Raw genomic sequence first — 16,301 nt, 5'->3', positions numbered from 1 at the left:
ACCTGCACCGGTACCAGTTCGGCCGCGTTCATCCGGGCCGTGCTGGTGCTGCGCTGGTTCCGCAACCGCAGCCGGGTCCACCGCCTGGCCCCCGATGCCGGGATCTGGCGGGCCACCGGCTACCGCTACCTGCGCGAAGGCATCGACGTCCTGGCCGAGCGGCGCCGGAGTTGCACGAGGTGCTCGAACACTGCCCGGCGTCGATGAGTTGCACGAGGACCTTCCTGGGCCATGGATGCCCCTTCTCGCCAGATGGAGTGCGACTCGATCTCGATCCGAACCGCGAGATCGGCAACACCGCGCTCGGTCGTTCGGTGCACTCAGGAAGGGCCGACTGCACCGATGGAGACCGACGACTCCGCCGGCCGGCGCGGCGGATCACCTCCACCGCACTCGACCTGCCCCCATCTGCCGGCCGGTCACATCTCGTCGGCGACATCCCGAAGCCGACGACGAAGTGACATCCGGCCACACACCGTCATCCCGAGTGGATGCGGCACCGCGACCTGTGGGCCGGCGAGGTGCCGGCGCTCGCCACCGTCGGAAGCACGTCGCTCGCTGTGCGGGCGGGGTCGAGCCTGATCTCGGATGGGTGAGGGGGGTGACTCGATCGGGGGAGGAACCGTCGAGTGGGGGACGACGGCGCGCAGGAAGCGGATGGTGAGGGGGAAGGGACGCGCCGGGTCGGCAGCCACGTTCGGTGGTGGCGGGCCGGGACGTTCATCGCGCTGGTCGGGGAGGGGCGTCATGAGGGTGGGAAGGAAGTCGGCGGCGGTGCTGTCGGCCACGGTGGTGGTGGCGGCGGTGCTCGTCGGCGGGGGGACTGCGGGGGCGGCGACGGCGAACACCGTGGCCATCAGTTCCGATCACGGTCACGGGACGGCGCGGACCACCGGCTACGGCCGGTTGAGGGGTCTGGTGCACGGGGATCTGACCTCGCGCAGGGGTGACCGGGTCTACATCTCCGGCAAGATCGTGTACGACGGCAACACCGACAACGTGTGCGGTCGCATGACCGGGAACGTGACCGCGACGGCGGGACGGGTGGTCGATGGGTCCTGCGACGGCGACGGCCGCCTGGTCGGGACGCCCAGCGGCATGGAGTTCCGGGTGTGCAAGGACCGGGCCGGGCTGGATTCGTGTGGTCCGTGGAGTGCCAAGAGCCGGTTCTGACCACGACACCGACGCGAGCGGACACGGGCCGGAACCCCAATGACGCTCCTCGACACGTCTCAGGACGTTCCTACCGAGCGTGAGGAGGACACCCCGGCTGTTCGACGCTGTTCGTGGCCGGGTCGGCCGCGTCGCGTAGCGTTCGTGTGTGAATCGGCGGCCGGTGCTCGTGTCCCGCAGTTGTACGACGGGTTGGACGGACTGGGTGCACGGCGAGTTGTGGTTGTCGCACGGCGGCCTGGTTCGGCGGCGCATCGGTCTGTGGCAGACGCTGTTGAACGGTTTCGGGCCCACGGTGGAACACCCTCTACCGGAACGCGATCTCGACGTGGACGTGGTGCGCGACGAGCACCGGACCAACCTGGTGCTCGGCTGGGCGGAGGTTCGTTCGGCGGACCTTCGTCGCGGACTGGTCACCTCGCGGCTGCGGTTGACGACACGGGACGGGACCGTGCACCACCTCCTGTTCTTCCGAGTGGACCCGGCCTACGCCGTCCTCAAGCCCGTGATCGACCGCCTGTAGGCGAGTTCCGGAACGCGTGACGTTGCCGAGGCTGTTCACCGAGCGAGACGCCGTGGCGTACGTCGCCTGCGACCCGGCCGGTACCCCGGTCCAGGTCGCAGGCGTTGTCCGGACACGGCACCCCATCCCTGCCGAGATCCGGTCAACTGGGCTTGCACGAATGAGTTGGCCTGCGCGCCGATCACGTCGACGGTCGGCGGCGTGGAGGTCAGCGCGTTCGAGGGCCGGTCGTGATCGGGGGGAGCGGGCGGTCGGAGCCGGCGACCCGGGTGAACCTGGCCATCAGCGGTTTCAGCACCGGGGACGTGAGGGCTTTGAGAACCGTGTTGCGCGTGGTCACGCCGAAACGGGTGCGGGGGAAGGCCATGCGCTCGATGCCGCGCGGGAGCTGCTGGACGTCCTCGACCAGGGGGCGCATCCACTCCTCGTAGGCGGCGAGGCCGGTGTCGGGTTCGGCGGCCGAGAGGGTGGCGGCCAGGACGTACCCGGCGACGAGCGCGAGCGACGCGCCACCGCCGCCCATCGGCGTGACGCACCAGGCCGCGTCACCGGCGAGGCACACCCGACCGCGCCGCCAGGTGGGCATCCGGATCTGGGTCAGGTGGTCGAGGTGGACGTCGGGGGAGGTGTCGAACCCGTCCAGGACGCGGGACGTCTCCCAGCCCGCGCCCGCGTAGTGGTCGCGCACGCGGGCCAGCAGGTCGGCGCGGGCGAGGTGGGTCAGGTCGTCCGCGCGGGCGTAGGCGAGCATGGCGCGCGTGGTGCCGCGGTTGTCGGGCCGGAGGTGGACCTGCCGCCCGCCGGTGGTGGTGTGCCAGCGCCACCGGTCGTCGTCGTCCGCCGTGCGCGGGATCGTGCCGAACAGCATCGCGATGCCGAGTTCGCGGCGGTCGACCTGGTCGCCGAACAGCCGGTCGCGGGTGGCCGAGCGGACCCCTTCGGCGATCACCAGCAGGTCCGCGCGCAGCACGCGGCCGGTGGCGGTGGTCATCACGACCGCGTCGGTGTGCTCGTCCACCTCTGCGATCGGGTCGCCGTAGTGGATTTCGACGCCCTCTGGCAGGTGGTCCAGGACCGCGCGGGCGAGGTCGCCCCGCAGCACCTCCAGTTCGGCGGTCGCGCCGTCCGGGCCGTCCGAGGGCAGTTCCGCGATCACCTTCCCCGCCGCGTCCACGAACACCGTGCCGGTTTCGGTGGTGTTCAGCGCCCGCACCGCTTCAAAGAGTCCCATCCGTGCGAGTACCTCGCGGGCGACGCCGCGCACGTCGACGTTCTGCCCGCCGTCGCGGAACGCCTCGGCCCGCTCCAGCACGGTCACCTGCCACCCGGTGCGCCGCAGCCAGAAAGCAGCCGACAGCCCGGCGATGCTCGCGCCGGAGATCACCGCATGTCTCGTGGTCACTGAGAGGTCCCCCCGTCCGACACCGTCGGGGCAAACCTACGCCGGACCGGTGCGGTTCCGCCTTTCGGCAGCTACCGGTCCACGTGCCCGCCGGGGCTCGGAACGTGGAGTCCTCGACCCGAGCCCCGCGTCCTCTTCGGTTCGGCGCACGGCGTTCGGGTGATGATCGGGCGATCGCTGGTGCCGCGCGTCGTTCGGTGGCCAGACTCCGCTGTGTCCTGAGCGAGGAGGTCGACGTGGTCCGGACAGTCCTGATGTCGGTGCTGATGGCTGTGCTCGTGACCGCCGGGCCGGCACCGGGCGCGGTCGCCGACGTGTCGGAGAGCGAGTACCTGGTGGTGCTCAAGGACGCGCGGACCGATCCGCGCGCGGTCGCCTTACCCGGCACGGTGCGGACCACTTTCCGGCACGCGGTGAACGGGTTCTCGGGTGAGCTGACCGCAGGGGAGGCGCGTCGGCTCACCGGCGACCCACGGGTTGCCCTCGTGCAGGAGAACCGCCGGTTCCACACGACCGGTACGCAGGCGTCGCCGCCGTCCTGGGGGCTGGACCGGATCGACCAGCGCGAGCCCGCGCTCGACGACTCCTACACCTACTCCACCACGGCCTCGAACGTCACCGTGTACGTGATCGACACCGGGATCTCCACCACCCACCAGGACTTCGGCGGACGTGCCACGTGGGGCACGAACACCAGCGGGGACGGGACGAACGCGGACTGCAACGGTCACGGCACGCACGTCGCGGGGACCGTCGGCGGCACCTCCTACGGGGTGGCCAAGCAGGTGCGGTTGGTGGCGGTGAAGGTGCTCGACTGCGGGGGATCGGGCACGACCGAGACCGTGCTGGCAGGCATCGACTGGGTTGTCGCGCACCACGTGTCCGGGCCCGCCGTCGCGAACCTGAGCCTGGGCGGCGGGGCCGACGCGGTGCTCGACGCCGGGATCCGGCGGTTGGTCGCCGACGGCGTCACCACGACGGTGTCGGCGGGCAACGACGGCGGCGACGCCTGCCAGAAGTCGCCGGCCCGCGTCGCCGAGGCGATCACCGTCGGCGCGACCACCAGCGAGGACGAACGGGCGTCGTACTCCAACAGCGGCACCTGCGTGGACCTCTTCGCGCCAGGCGACTACATCACCTCGGCGTGGAAGGGCGGCAACCAGGCGTCCAACTCGATCAGCGGCACCTCGATGGCCGCGCCGCACGTGGCCGGCGCGGCGGCGCTGCTGCTCGCCGTCGACCCGACGACCACGCCCGCCCGGATCGGCGCGCACCTCGCCGCCGACGCGACGACGGGGAAGGTGGGCGACCCGGGCGCGGGTTCGCCGAACCGGCTGCTCGTGGTGAACACCGGTGCCCGACCGGGCTACCCGATCGTGGCCAACCCCGGGCACCGCGCGCAGCGCACCGGGACGCCCATGACGTTCCAGGCGACCGCGACGGGCGGAACCGCGCCGTACACGTGGTCGGCCACCGGCCTGCCCGCCGGCGTGACGATCAACGCCACCACGGGCCTGGTCTCGGGCACCCCGACGCAGACGATCGTGAACGGCCAGGCCGGGATCACGGCGAAGGACAAGGCGGGCCGCGCCACCACCGCGTCGTTCCGGCTCACGGTCGTGCCGCCCGGCTGGACCTGCCCGACCGGTGGCCAGAAGCTGGTGGACCCCGGCTTCGAGTCGGGCGGCGTCGGGTGGTGGTCCAGTGGCTACCTGATCGACCGGTTCACCGGCGTCGACGCGCCGAGGACCGGGTCGTACGCGGCCAGGCTCGACGCGTTCACCGCGACCGGCGGCAGCATCACCCAGGACGTCGCGATCCCGCAGGAGTGCGCGTGGTCGACGCTGACGTTCTACGTGAAGGTCACCCGTGAAGGGACCGAGGACCCGTACGACGAGCTGCACGTGCGGATCAACGGCCGGGTCGTCGCCACCGTGCCGGGCAAGGGCGCACCGACGGGCTACCGCCAGGTCACCGTGGACCTGGCGCCGTTCGCGGGTCGGACGGCCGAGATCTGGTTCACCGGGTGGGGTGACACCCGGAACACCACGCACTTCGTGCTGGACGACCTGGCGGTGAACGCGCGCTGAGCGGCCCGAGCACGGCAGCCGGACGCGAGTTCATGTTCGTCCCCAGTTGGCGGCCCCGGTTCACCGGGTTGCAGGGCCACGAACGCGGGCGGCGGGTTGGACACCGGGTACTTCCTCCAGCCCCCGTCCACTACTGCGATTTCCCGCTCCAGCACGCTCGCTGGTGAAGAGCGTTGTCCACTGAGCATTACCGACCTCAAATGCGAGCACTGATCACATAGTCCACTGGCTTGATCGTTCGTCAGCCACGTGGGCTTCGTCTTTGCAGCAAACTTGCAGGTCAAGCCGTTGGGGGACCCCCAACGGGCTCTCCGCTCCGGCTTCCTTGAGTGCCGCTCCGACGTCCCCGAGTGAGTCGATCATGGCGTGGTCTCCGGCTGCTGTCAGGTATCCCGGTGGGGAAGCCCCTTCAATCACGACCTTTGCGGTGGCCCTCACCGGCTGATTCGTCCATCGGCTCTACCACCGCCAGTGGGCAATTCCCGTCTTGAGAGCTTCTTGGAATCAAGGCGGCTCCTTCTTCTCCCTCGCCCGCGCACGCCTGCGCGGACCGGGCGAGCGCGATCACTCTTCAAGAGGGCACCGACCAGCGGTTCAACGTGGATTTTGCGGCCATCTGGCGAGGCGTCGCGACGCTCGTCGGCAGCGGTGATCGACCGCTGAGAAGGGCGGCTCGGACCACCTCCGGCGACACGACAACTTCGCACCGCGAAAGGAAAGTCATGGGAATGCCGAGTCCGGAACAGGCACGAGAGTCGGATAACCGCTCGGCCATCGTCCACGCCGTCAACGAGCACTGGCGACGAGCGGGCACGTCCGGCGATGAGCGGACCGCCAGGAGCACGACGGCGGATCACTTTGCTTGTGGCGACATCACCGCATCCGCGATCTTTACCAGCCGACGCGCCGCCCAACCTGGTCAGAAGAACGCTTCACACCGTTGGTTTGACGGGCTCGAACTTGCTGACTCCTTGAGACTGCTGCGCGCTACTGCGAGCACCGGGCACGTCGACGTCGCCGTGGCGAAGACGCGGTGGAGCGTGCAAGACCGTCCGAGGCGAGACTCCGTTACCTCCGCCTGGACGCGCCGGCGCACCGGAGCCATCCGTGCATCGATACCTTCGAGGGTGGAATACGACTGACCCTGACGGCCGCAGTCGCCGCAGTCGCGGTAGTCGATGGGCGTGGTGCAGGGAGTTCGTGTGAGGGCGAGTCCTACCAGCGCTGGGCTCGCCGTCGTTCAAGCGAACCGCTCTCGTCAAGTCATCCCGTGCCACTGATGTCGCGGGCGGTTCGGGTCATCTCCGCTTCGCTGTTCGTCTTCGTGACCGTTGAACCCCTGCGCATCACCCGGTAAGCAGGAAGGGTGCACATGGACCGTCGTGACGACGAGCAGCCGGACGTCTCGCTACGGGTACTGGGGGCGCTGGAGGTCCACCGCAGCGGCGAACCGGTGCCGATAGGGCACGCACGTCAGCGGTCGGTGTTGGCGGTGTTGGCGGTGGACGCCAACCGGGTGGTCCCGGTGGACAGCCTGCTCAACCGCGTGTGGGGTGACCACGCCCCGTCCCGGGCCCGGTCGGCGTTGCGCACCTACCTGTCCCGCCTTCGCTATGCCCTCGTCCCGACTGGCGTCACGATCACCCACAGGGACTCCGGATACCTGCTGTCCGCCAGACCCGACAGCATCGACCTGCACCGCTTCCGCCGACTGCTCTCATCGGCTCGAACCGCGGGCAGCCCCGAACACGCTCTCGTCCTGATCGACGAGGCACTGGCGCTGTGGCGAGGCGAGCCGCTGGCCGAGCTGAACACCGGCTGGGCGGACACGATGCGTGAACGTCTGCGACACGAGCGTTTCGCCGCCGAGAGCGACCAGATCGACTGGCGACTCCAGGTCGGCGAGCACCGCGCATTGCTGCCGGAGCTGGCCGTGCGAGCCGCCGCCCACCCGTTGGACGAGCGCCTCGTCGGGCAGCTCATGCTCGCGCTGTACCGCGACGGCCGACAGGCCGACGCCTTGGAACGCTACGAACGGACCCGGCTCACGCTGGCCGATGAATTGGGCGCCGATCCGGCACCACCGCTGCGGGAGTTGCACCAACGGATCATCGCCACCGACCCCGCGCTGACCTCCCGACCTCCACGTGCGGCGACCGCACCGGTCCTGGTCCCCAGACAACTGCCACCCGCGCCACCGTGCTTCATCGGCCGAACCTCCGAACTCGCCACGCTCACCGCGTCCCTGGACGGCCTCGGGCAGGGAAGGGTGGTGGCGATCTCCGCGATCGCGGGTGCCGAGGGCGTCGGCAAGACGTGGCTCGCGTTGAACTGGGCGCACGCGCACGCCGGCCGGTTCCCCGACGGCCAGCTCTTCGTCGACCTCCACGGCTCCAGCCCGTCCGCAGCGCCCATGGACCCGTCCACCGCAGTACGCGGGTTCCTCGACGCCCTGGGGGTGGAGGCCTCGGCCATCCCCTCCGACCCGCAAGCCCAAGTCGGTCTGTACCGGAGCCTGGTGGCGGACAAGCGGATGCTCGTCCTGGTCGACAACGCTCACAGCGCTGATCAAGTGGTGCCGCTGCTGCCGGGCAGTGCCACCTGCGCGGTGATCGTCACCAGCCGCAACTGCCTCACCGACCTCCTCAACCGCCACGGTGCCAACCCGATACGGATGGACGTGCTCAACGCCGCTGAGGCTCACCAACTGCTCACCGAACGGCTCGGCGTCCGACGGGTGGCCGCCGAACCGGACGCGGTGCGCGAGCTGCTCACCTCGTGCGGCGGGGTACCCCTGGCACTGGTCTCCGTGGCGGGCCAAGCCACCGCGAATCCGGACCTCCCGTTAGCCGCACTGGCGGCCGAGTTCCGCGACACCGCCACCCGACTCGACGCGCTCCACGACGACAATCCCGCCGCCGGCGACTCCTGGTTGAAGCTCGTGGAGCACTGGTTCGTTGAGCCGGCCAGGCGCAAACCACGCCGCTTCGCGGACCGCCCGGCGACCGGATTCGAAGCCGTCGTCCATCGCTGGATCGACGAGTGGAACGCCGACCAGGTCCTCGGCACACTCGCTGAGTATTGCGCACAAATCAACGACGACTGAGGTGCCCCGAGTCTCCGCATACCCCGACGTAGGCACGGGGGAAGTACGGGAGTGCGACGAACTGGGCCAGGCAGTGTGCGTCTCGGCTGTTCTGCGGGTCGTCTCGGCGGTCGTCGTCGCGGCGGAGTAGCAGCGGTGTACAGGTCCGCAGGTGTGGCAGGCGGGCTCCGGCCCGCCGTCTCTGCCCGTCAGCCCCCGCCAAGCTTGTCGAGCTGCTGTCGGACGCAGTCGGCGTCGTCGTCGCGGCCTTGTCCCCGGTACAGCTTCAGCGCCTCCTGCCACACCGCCTTGGCCTGCTCATCCTGCCCCAGAGCAGCGTGGCAGTGGCCGAGTTGGTCGAGCACTTCGGAAACGTAGGTGGTCTGGCCGAGGGAACGGAACAGTGCGAGGGCTCGGCGGTAGTGGGCGACGGCCCGGTGGTGGTGGCCGGTGCGGTGATCGATGAAACCCAGACTGTCCAAGCTGTGAGCCTCGCCGTCGGCGTCGTGGTGACGTCGCTGGAGTGCGAGAGCGGCTTCACAGAGTTCGCGGGCGTGGTCGTAGTCGCCGAGGCGCGCGGCGTACCAGCCCACCGTGTTGAGTCCGTCGGCTTCCAACACCGGCTGTTCGAGGGCGCGGTACTGGTCCAACGCGTGGCGGGCGTGCTCGAAGGCCCGCCGGTCGTCCCCTCTGCGTCCCCACGCGGTTGCGAGGGAATTGTGGATGTACGCCTGTTCGGCGGAATCTTGGTGCTGCTCGGCCAAGTCGAGGGCCTGGCTCAGGTGTCCTACGGCGCTTTCGTGCTGGTCCAGTTCGGCATAGGCGTAGCCGAGGCGTCGGTGGGCGAAGGTGCGCGTGCGGGGGTCGGATAGTCGAGAGGCGGAATCGAGTGCGGCCTGCCAGACGGCCAACTCGTCGTGGTGGTGTCCCCTTCGTCGGTGGAAGGTGCCCAGGACCCAGGCCAGGTGCCACACGGTCTGGTGGCGGTGGCGGGCGACGGCCGTGTGTTGGGAGGCGAGCAGGTGGAGGTGGTGGGTCTCAAACCAGGCCAACGCGGTCGCGATATCGGGCAGCCGGTGGACGTGGGCACCGGGAGCCGGCGGGTCGAGCCGGATCGGATCGCGGTGAGGCTCCAGGAGGTGGTCGGCGGCGTGGGCGGTGTGGAGGTAGTAGTCGACTGCTCGCTCCAGCGCAGCGAGCCGGACGGGTTCGGGACGGGCGTGGGCGATGGTGGTGGCGTAGGCGCGGATCAGGTCGTGCATCACGTACCGGCCGCCCGGCCGCCGTTCCAGCAGCGACGCCTCTTCCAGGGCCGCCAACGCCCTACGCGCCGCAGACAGGGACAAGCTCGCGAGAGCGGCGGTAGCGGGCGGTGTCGTGTCGGGGCCGGGGGTGATGCCCAGCAGGGCGAACAAAGTGCGTTGCTGTTCGGTGAGTCGACGCAGGGACCAGGACAGCACGGTCGGCAGGCTGGCGGCCGGGTCGGTGTCGTGATCCAGCATTTCCAGACCGAGTTCGCGCAGCTCGGCGGAAACCTCGGCCAGCGGAACGGAGGGTCGGGTGGCGGCAGTGCGGGCGGTGATGGACAGGGCCAGTGGGTGGCCCCCGCACAGCTCGACCAATTCGTCCACGGCGTCGGGGTCGGCGGCGACGGGGTCGGTGCCCAGGCGAGCGGTCAGCAGCGCGCGGGCCTCGTCACCGCTGAGAACGTCGAGGTGCAGGTGGCGGGCACCGTGCCGGTCGATGAGGGAGGCCAGCCGGTGGCGGCCGGTGACCAGCACGGTGCAGGTGGGTGTGCCGGGCAGCAGCGGCACGACCTGCTCGGCGGTGGCGGCGTTGTCCAGCACCACCAGCATCCGCCTGTCGGCCACCAGGCTCCGGTACAACGTTGCCTGCGCGTCCAGGTCGGGCGGGATGCGGTCGGGGTCGACGCCGAGCGCGTCGAGGAACCCGCGCACCGCCACAGCCGGGTCCATCGGCTCGTCGGTGGGGCTGAAGCCCTGCAGGTCGACGAACAACTGCCCGTCGGGGAACCGGTCGACGTGCTGGTGGGCCCAGTGCAACGCCAACCAGGTCTTGCCGATGCCGCCGGCCCCGGCCAACGCCGAAATCACCACTGTCGCGCCTTTGCCGATCGTGGCGGAGTCCAAGGCGTTGGTCAGCACCGCGAACTCCTCGACTTGGCCGGTGAAGGACCTGGGCGCGGCAGGCAACTGCCGGGGTGCCGCCGGTGTCGCGGTGGCGCTCGGTGCGTCTGCGGCGAGGTCGGTCGTGCTGGTGAGGTCGGGGTCGGCGTCGAGGATGCGGCGATGCAGGTCCTGCAGTGCGGTGCCGGGGTCGGTGCCCAACTCCTCGACAAGTCGTTCCCGCATCCGCTGGTAGTGCTCCAGGGCGTCGGCTGGGCGTCCGCTGCGGTACAGGGCCAGCAGGTACTGGGCGGCGACCTGTTCGTCCAACGGGTGCTCCACGGCCCGTGCGGACAGCTCCGCCACCAGTTCCCCGCCCTGGCCGGCACGCAGCCTGGCGTCGACCAAGGCGTGCTGGGCGGTCAGCCGTTCCTGCCGCAGTCGTGCGCGTTCGGCGTCCGCCCACTGTCCGGTCAGGCCCGTCAACGGCTCGCCGCGCCACAGCGCCAGCGCGTTGCTCAACAACGCGATGTCACCTTGCCCGTGGGCGCACAGCTCACGAAACCGGTCCAGGTCCACCGCCGGATCGGCCTGGTCCACCATCAACGCGTAGCCGCCCGACCGGAGCACGATGTCCACCGCGCCCGTCTCCGCCAGGGAGCGGCGCAGCCGGGAGATGTAGCTGTACAACGTCTCCCGCGCCCGCCACGGCGCGTCCGGACCCCACACCCGCTTTACCAGTCGCTCGGCCGGCACCGTTCGGCCGACGTCGACCGCCAACGCCGCGAGCACGCACCGCTGCCTGGCCGGACCCAGATTCACCGTTCGACCGTCGACGTTGGCGGTCACCTCGCCCAGCAGACCGAACTCCACCGCCATGCACCGTCGCCCCCTCGGCTCGTGGTTCCCCTTCGAGCGACAGGGATAGTGTGCGCGCAGGGTCGGTACGTCGACCTCGCCGACGGTTCACACGAACGGCCGCCCCTCCACGACATCCGCGTGGCACCCGGTCCGTCGGGCGTGATACAGGACATCGTGCCCGGCGCGGCACTGTGATCTCGTCATGTGTCATCCGTCGAGGTGACAGGTGGGGGTGCGCGTGGCAATGCTCTGCGACCGACACGGCATCACCGACTCGGTGTCCTGGCCACCGCCGTCGACGATCGACTGGTTTCCCAGTCAGACGGATTGATCGGCCCGACCGAACATCACGGTCGTCCCCGACCGGAGACGGCCTGACATCGACCGGTGATCGATAGAGCAGATTCCGCGACCGGTCCCCGGCCTCGGCGTCGACTCCGGTATCCGGCCCGATGCCGAGCCCGATCCGCTGCAACGGGCCGGTCGGTACTCGCCATCACCCCGCTGGCCTGCCGGTCGTTTTGACGTCGGTCGCGCCGGTCGGGCTTGACCTCGGACTCCTGATCGCGCGTCGGCCGGCCAAGTGCGCTGACAGCAAGGCGTCGCCAACCCGGGTATAAGAAGTGCCGCGCATCCGAGTGGTGTGCGCCGATCTTCATAATTGCCGCGGGGTGTGAATGAATGCGGATCAAGTGCGGCGCGAATGCGGTGGAAGTCGACGGAGTGCGAGATCGCACCGTGGTCGTCGGCTGTAAAGAAGGGGCTGGCGGCCTACGGCGTGTGGGCCGCCGTTGTCGGGATAGCGCGGATGCGCACCGCTGGATGGGCGTCGGCGACTCCGTGCACGGGCCTGCCCGCCGTGCCCGTGCGGTGCCTACGGAGCGAAGGGCTCCTGGAGCTGACTCGAAGTGGAAGGATTCCTGGGCAGGGGTGCGCCGCTCTCGCCAACCGTCGCCGACTACACCGGAGCCGCCTCGGATCGATTCGGTGCGAGCAGCACCTCACGGTCGAGCCGTTGTACTTCAGGTCGTCGTTCCAGGCCCAGCCGACGATCTGTTCTTCGACTACGCACGATGGCCGGCACCAGAACACAAACAAGACTCTCGACGCCTGCGACCAGATGACGGCCCTGGTGCCTCGGCTGAAGCAGTCGCTCGACGGCTGGCCTCCCGGGAGGTGACGTGGTCGATCACTTCCGTGGGTGGCCGATCACGTCACGGTGAGGCGGATGGGTATGCCGAGGCTCGGATTTCCCGGGCTGGTGGTGCGCAGGTCCAAGGCGACGTTGTACACACCTGGGCGCAGGGTCGTCGCGTCGATGTCGACCACGGCCTGCCCGGTCGCTCCCGGCGCGATGGTGGGGGCCGTGCCGGACGAGAGCCACGGCAACTCCGTGTAGATCGGGTAGCGGGTCTGGAACAGGCTGATGTTCGCCGGGCCGGTAGGGGGGAACGGGCCGGCGAAGCGCGGGCCGGTGTAGGCCCAGACGTTGCCCGCCGCGTCCGATTCCAGGCCGCCCGCGTTGTACGGGCTGGGGATGGGCGACGAGCCGAGCAGCGCGCCGGACTGGCAGTCGGTGGGGTCGATCAGTTCGATCCGGCCGGTGCGGCCGTTGTAGTCGCCGGTGGACTCGTAGACCCAGATGTCGCCGTGGGGGCCCAGTGCGGCACCCTTCGGGTAGTAGTTCGGGTCCCACCGGCTGAACTTGATCAGGCACGACGAGACCAGCGCGCCCACGTCCGGGTGCGAGGTGCCCTTGACGGTCCACACCGTCCGGTCGTCGATCAGGTGGAAGACGTCGGTGGCCGGGTTGTAGGCCAGGCCGCTCGTCCCTCCCACGACGTGGGGAACCGTCGTCAGCAACGGGGTGACCTCGCCGGTCAGGGGGCGCACGCAGTGGATCACCGCGCCGCCGTCGTACGTCGAACTGTTGACGTAGCAGAACTTGTCGCCCACGACCGCGAGGTCCGCCGGCTTCTCGGTGTCGGGCAGCGTCGTCCGGTCGCGTACGACGCCCTCCGGGGTGAGGCGGGTCAACTGGTGCGTGGTCGGCGAGCTGAGCCACAGGTCGCCGTTCAACTCCGCCACGCCGTAGCTGTTCTCGACGCCGGAAGCCTTGGGGTCCCAGGAGTGCAGCGGACCGGACGCGCCGGGGCGGGGCGGCGTGGAGCCGCCGGCGACCTCCCGGACCGTCGTCCAGGAACCGGGCGCGGTGCCGGAGTTGTGGACCGGTGCCGACGCCGTGGTCCTCCCGCCGGCCGGCACGGTGATCTCCAGTACGTTCGGCGGCGGGTCCAGGATCGGTGACTTGAACGCGTGGTCCAACGTGAGCACGGTGTGCTCCGGCACGGATCCGGGTGCCAGGACCACCGGCGGGGATCCGTCCAGGCTCACCGTGATGCGAGGATCGGTCGCGGAGACTTCGAGCTGGTAGGTGCCGCGGTAGTCCACCGAGGTGCTCGTGGTCCGGCCGCCGAAGGTCGTGGACAGCCTGGCCAGGAACAGGTACCGGCCGGTGTTGGCGTCGGTGACCCGGCCACGGGCGATCGCGGTGCCGGGCACGTGCAACCGGACGGCCACGCCGTCCGACAGCTTCGCCTCGTTCTCCGACCACACGAAGGCGCTGGTGCCGTCGGCGTTCTCGACCCCGACCAGGGCGGTCGCGCCGCGTTCGGCGGGCTGGTCCAGGCCCCGGTACTGGAGCAGGATGACGCCGTTCTCGCCGAACACCACCTCGGCGGTCAACCTGCTGCCGGGCACCGACTTCAGCGTCACGTTGCGCCACTCGACGATGAAACGCCGGTCCGGTGCGACGCCGTCGGTCCCGGTCCACACGCTCGCGTCGGCGTCGACCACCAGGTCGTCCCAGAACGCGTACACGCTGCCGTTGGGCTGGTTCGGCGAGGGGATCTGCTTGGGCGGCTGCATGGGGCTGTTCTGGGTGAAGCTGATGAAGCCGTCGGCCTTTATCACAGCGCGCTCGTGCATCGTGCCGTAGAACGGCAAGGGGAATGGCAGGTCGACCCACTTGCTCCCGTCGTCGCCGGTGATCCAGGTGTTGGTCGTACCCTCCACAAAGGACGATTTGAGGGTCGAGGCGGTGTAGCCGTAGGTATCGGCGCCGGGCGTGGGCGCTGCGATCGCCGGTGTGCCGAAAGCGAGCAACGCCAGGGCGAATACGGCGGGCAAGAGGCGCATCACGCACTCCTGTCGAGGGGCGGGCGGGCCGACCCACCTACCGTGCCGAGTGCACGCCCACGATCACAAGGCACCTTACGGACGCCGCACCACCGCCGAAAGCGCGGTGTCCGGTGTGCCGGTCGCGACCCAAGACAGGGACCTCACAAGCGGGCGCGACTCACGGCCAGGTGGTCTCGGTGCTCCTCGGCCCGAGCCACCGACGCCCGCAGCCGCCCGCACCCCCATCCCGTAGGTGCCGGGGTAGGTCGACTCGGTGCACCTGGTCGGCGAAGCCGCCGGGGTCACCGATGCCAGGAGCCGGGGTGCCGTCCATCAGGCCGGCGGTACACCGGCTGTGCTGTTCTCGGTGGCTGCGAGGTAGTCGGCCAGGGCTTGTCGGGAGCTGGTCAGGGTGGTGATCTGGTCGTCCAGGGCCTGTAGACGGATGCGTAGAGCGTCGACCAGTTCGGGACAGGGTTTCAGGTCCGGGGTCGTGCCGGTGGTGCACGGGAGCATGAAGGCGATGACCTCGGTGGACAGGCCCGCGCCCAGCAACTTCTTGATCTGGGTGACGGTCAGGACGGCGTCCTCGTCGTACTCGCGGTAGCCGCCTGTGCTGCGAGCCGGCTGGAGCAAGCCCTGGGCCTCGTAGTAGCGCAGCTGGTGGGCGCGCACTCCGGTGCGCCGGCTCAGTTCCCCGATCAGCACGTCGGTGCCCCCTTGACCTTCATACCGGTGTGAACGTTCAGGATCGCCTCATCTGTTCCGAGACACCCTGGGGGAAATGGTGACGAGCGAGACGCCGGTGGCGATCATCGGACTGGGCTTGATGGGGCACGCGCTGGCCGGGGCGTTCCTGCGCGCGGGGCACCCGACGACCGTGTGGAACCGCACGGCCGCGAAGGCCGACCGGCTGGTGGCGCAGGGCGCGAAGCGCGCCGACTCGGTGCGGGACGCGGTGGTGGCCGGGGAACTGGTCGTCGTCTGCGTCACGGACCACGACGTGGTGCGCGGGCTGCGCGAGCCGATCGCCGACGTGCTCGACGGCAAGGTCCTGGTGGACATGACGACGGGCACGTCCGAAGAGTTGCGGGAGGCGGGGGAGTGGGCGGCGTCGCGGGGAGCCTCCGCGCTGACGGGCCAGATCATGGCCATGCCGCAGGACATCGGGACGGCGGAGGCGCTGATCCTGCACAGCGGCTCGCGCCGGGCGTTCGAGCGGCACGAGGCGACCCTGCGCGGTCTCGCCGGTGCATCGGTGCACCTGGGCGAGGACCACGGCCTGTCCGCGCTGTACGCGGGGGCCGGGGTGAGCCTGATGTGGAGCGTGCTCAACGGGTTCCTGCACGGGACGGCCATGCTGGGCGCGGCGGGTGTGGACGCCTCGGTGTTCGTCCCGTTCGCCCGGCAGAACCTCACCATCGCGGCGGGCTGGCTGGCCGGGTACGCCGAACAGGTCGACCGGCGGGCGTACCCGGCCCTGGACGCGACGATCGAGTCGCACGCGGGCGCGATGGCCCTCGTGGTCCACGAGAGCGAAGCCCTGGGAGTGGACGCGGAGATGCCGAAGTCCGCCAAGGCCCTGGCCGATCGCGCCATCGCGGAAGGCCGAGGCGGTGAGAGCTACGCCGCGCTGGTCGAGCTGTTCCGCAAGCCCTGACCGTCACTCGCGGGGCGTCGAGTGCACGGGTGCGCAGCGCCGCTGGGCGGTGGTGAGCACGACTCATGCTCCTGACCAGGGTTCGCGCGGAGGCGTATCCCAGCACGAGCCGGTCTGCCGAGGATGTGGCAGAGGCGTTCACGACGTTTGCGCGGCAACCGCCGGAAAGGGAGCGCGTGATCCACGCCCCGAGACCTCGCC

At 70.0% G+C, this 16,301-nt stretch carries 9 protein-coding genes and 1 pseudogene; 6 read left to right on the top strand and 4 right to left on the bottom strand.

Features of this window, described 5'->3' with window-relative positions:
• Window positions 1-27: 27 nt before the first annotated feature.
• The 3 genes and pseudogenes from AB0I60_RS02870 to AB0I60_RS02860 form a co-directional block, all read left to right on the top strand.
• Window positions 28-173 (top strand): annotated as a pseudogene (locus AB0I60_RS02870) (IS5/IS1182 family transposase); the annotation flags it as partial.
• A 574-nt stretch (window positions 174-747) separates the two neighbouring features.
• On the top strand, window positions 748-1,173 hold the full coding sequence (locus AB0I60_RS02865; protein ID WP_360725486.1) for a hypothetical protein: 426 nt from the start codon (window positions 748-750) through the stop codon (window positions 1,171-1,173).
• Window positions 1,174-1,321: 148 nt separating this feature from the next.
• Entirely contained in the window at window positions 1,322-1,696 is a 375-nt protein-coding gene (locus tag AB0I60_RS02860) for a hypothetical protein (RefSeq protein WP_360725485.1), read from the top strand.
• A 208-nt stretch (window positions 1,697-1,904) separates the two neighbouring features.
• Here the strand turns inward: AB0I60_RS02860 and AB0I60_RS02855 are convergent, their stop codons facing one another.
• Entirely contained in the window at window positions 1,905-3,098 is a 1,194-nt protein-coding gene (locus tag AB0I60_RS02855) for an FAD-dependent monooxygenase (protein ID WP_360725484.1), read from the bottom strand.
• Window positions 3,099-3,334: 236 nt separating this feature from the next.
• Here AB0I60_RS02855 and AB0I60_RS02850 point away from each other — a divergent pair, with 236 nt between their 5' ends.
• Window positions 3,335-5,188, top strand: coding sequence for a S8 family serine peptidase (locus AB0I60_RS02850; protein ID WP_360725483.1), 1,854 nt, complete (start codon window positions 3,335-3,337; stop codon window positions 5,186-5,188).
• A 1,372-nt stretch (window positions 5,189-6,560) separates the two neighbouring features.
• A complete protein-coding gene (locus tag AB0I60_RS02845) occupies window positions 6,561-8,294 on the top strand; it encodes a BTAD domain-containing putative transcriptional regulator (protein ID WP_360725482.1) in 1,734 nt (577 codons plus the stop codon).
• 188 nt (window positions 8,295-8,482) lie between these two features.
• Here AB0I60_RS02845 and AB0I60_RS02840 read toward each other — a convergent pair whose 3' ends face one another.
• From AB0I60_RS02840 to AB0I60_RS02830, 3 genes are all read right to left on the bottom strand, one after another.
• Window positions 8,483-11,278, bottom strand: a complete 2,796-nt coding sequence (locus AB0I60_RS02840) for a BTAD domain-containing putative transcriptional regulator (protein ID WP_360725481.1) — start codon at window positions 11,276-11,278, stop codon at window positions 8,483-8,485.
• Between the two features lie 1,191 nt (window positions 11,279-12,469).
• Entirely contained in the window at window positions 12,470-14,458 is a 1,989-nt protein-coding gene (locus tag AB0I60_RS02835; RefSeq protein ID WP_360725480.1) for a hypothetical protein, read from the bottom strand.
• 315 nt (window positions 14,459-14,773) lie between these two features.
• Window positions 14,774-15,148 (bottom strand): MerR family transcriptional regulator, encoded by a 375-nt coding sequence (locus tag AB0I60_RS02830; RefSeq protein WP_360725479.1) that lies wholly within the window; start codon window positions 15,146-15,148, stop codon window positions 14,774-14,776.
• 76 nt (window positions 15,149-15,224) lie between these two features.
• Here AB0I60_RS02830 and AB0I60_RS02825 point away from each other — a divergent pair, with 76 nt between their 5' ends.
• Window positions 15,225-16,100: an NAD(P)-binding domain-containing protein gene (locus AB0I60_RS02825; RefSeq protein WP_360725478.1), complete on the top strand. Its 876-nt coding sequence runs from the start codon at window positions 15,225-15,227 to the stop codon at window positions 16,098-16,100.
• Window positions 16,101-16,301: the final 201 nt, after the last annotated feature.

The organism is Actinosynnema sp. NPDC050436 (assembly GCF_040655415.1).
GTDB lineage: Bacteria > Actinomycetota > Actinomycetes > Mycobacteriales > Pseudonocardiaceae > Actinosynnema.
This window is presented reverse-complemented; position numbering and strand designations above follow the sequence as displayed.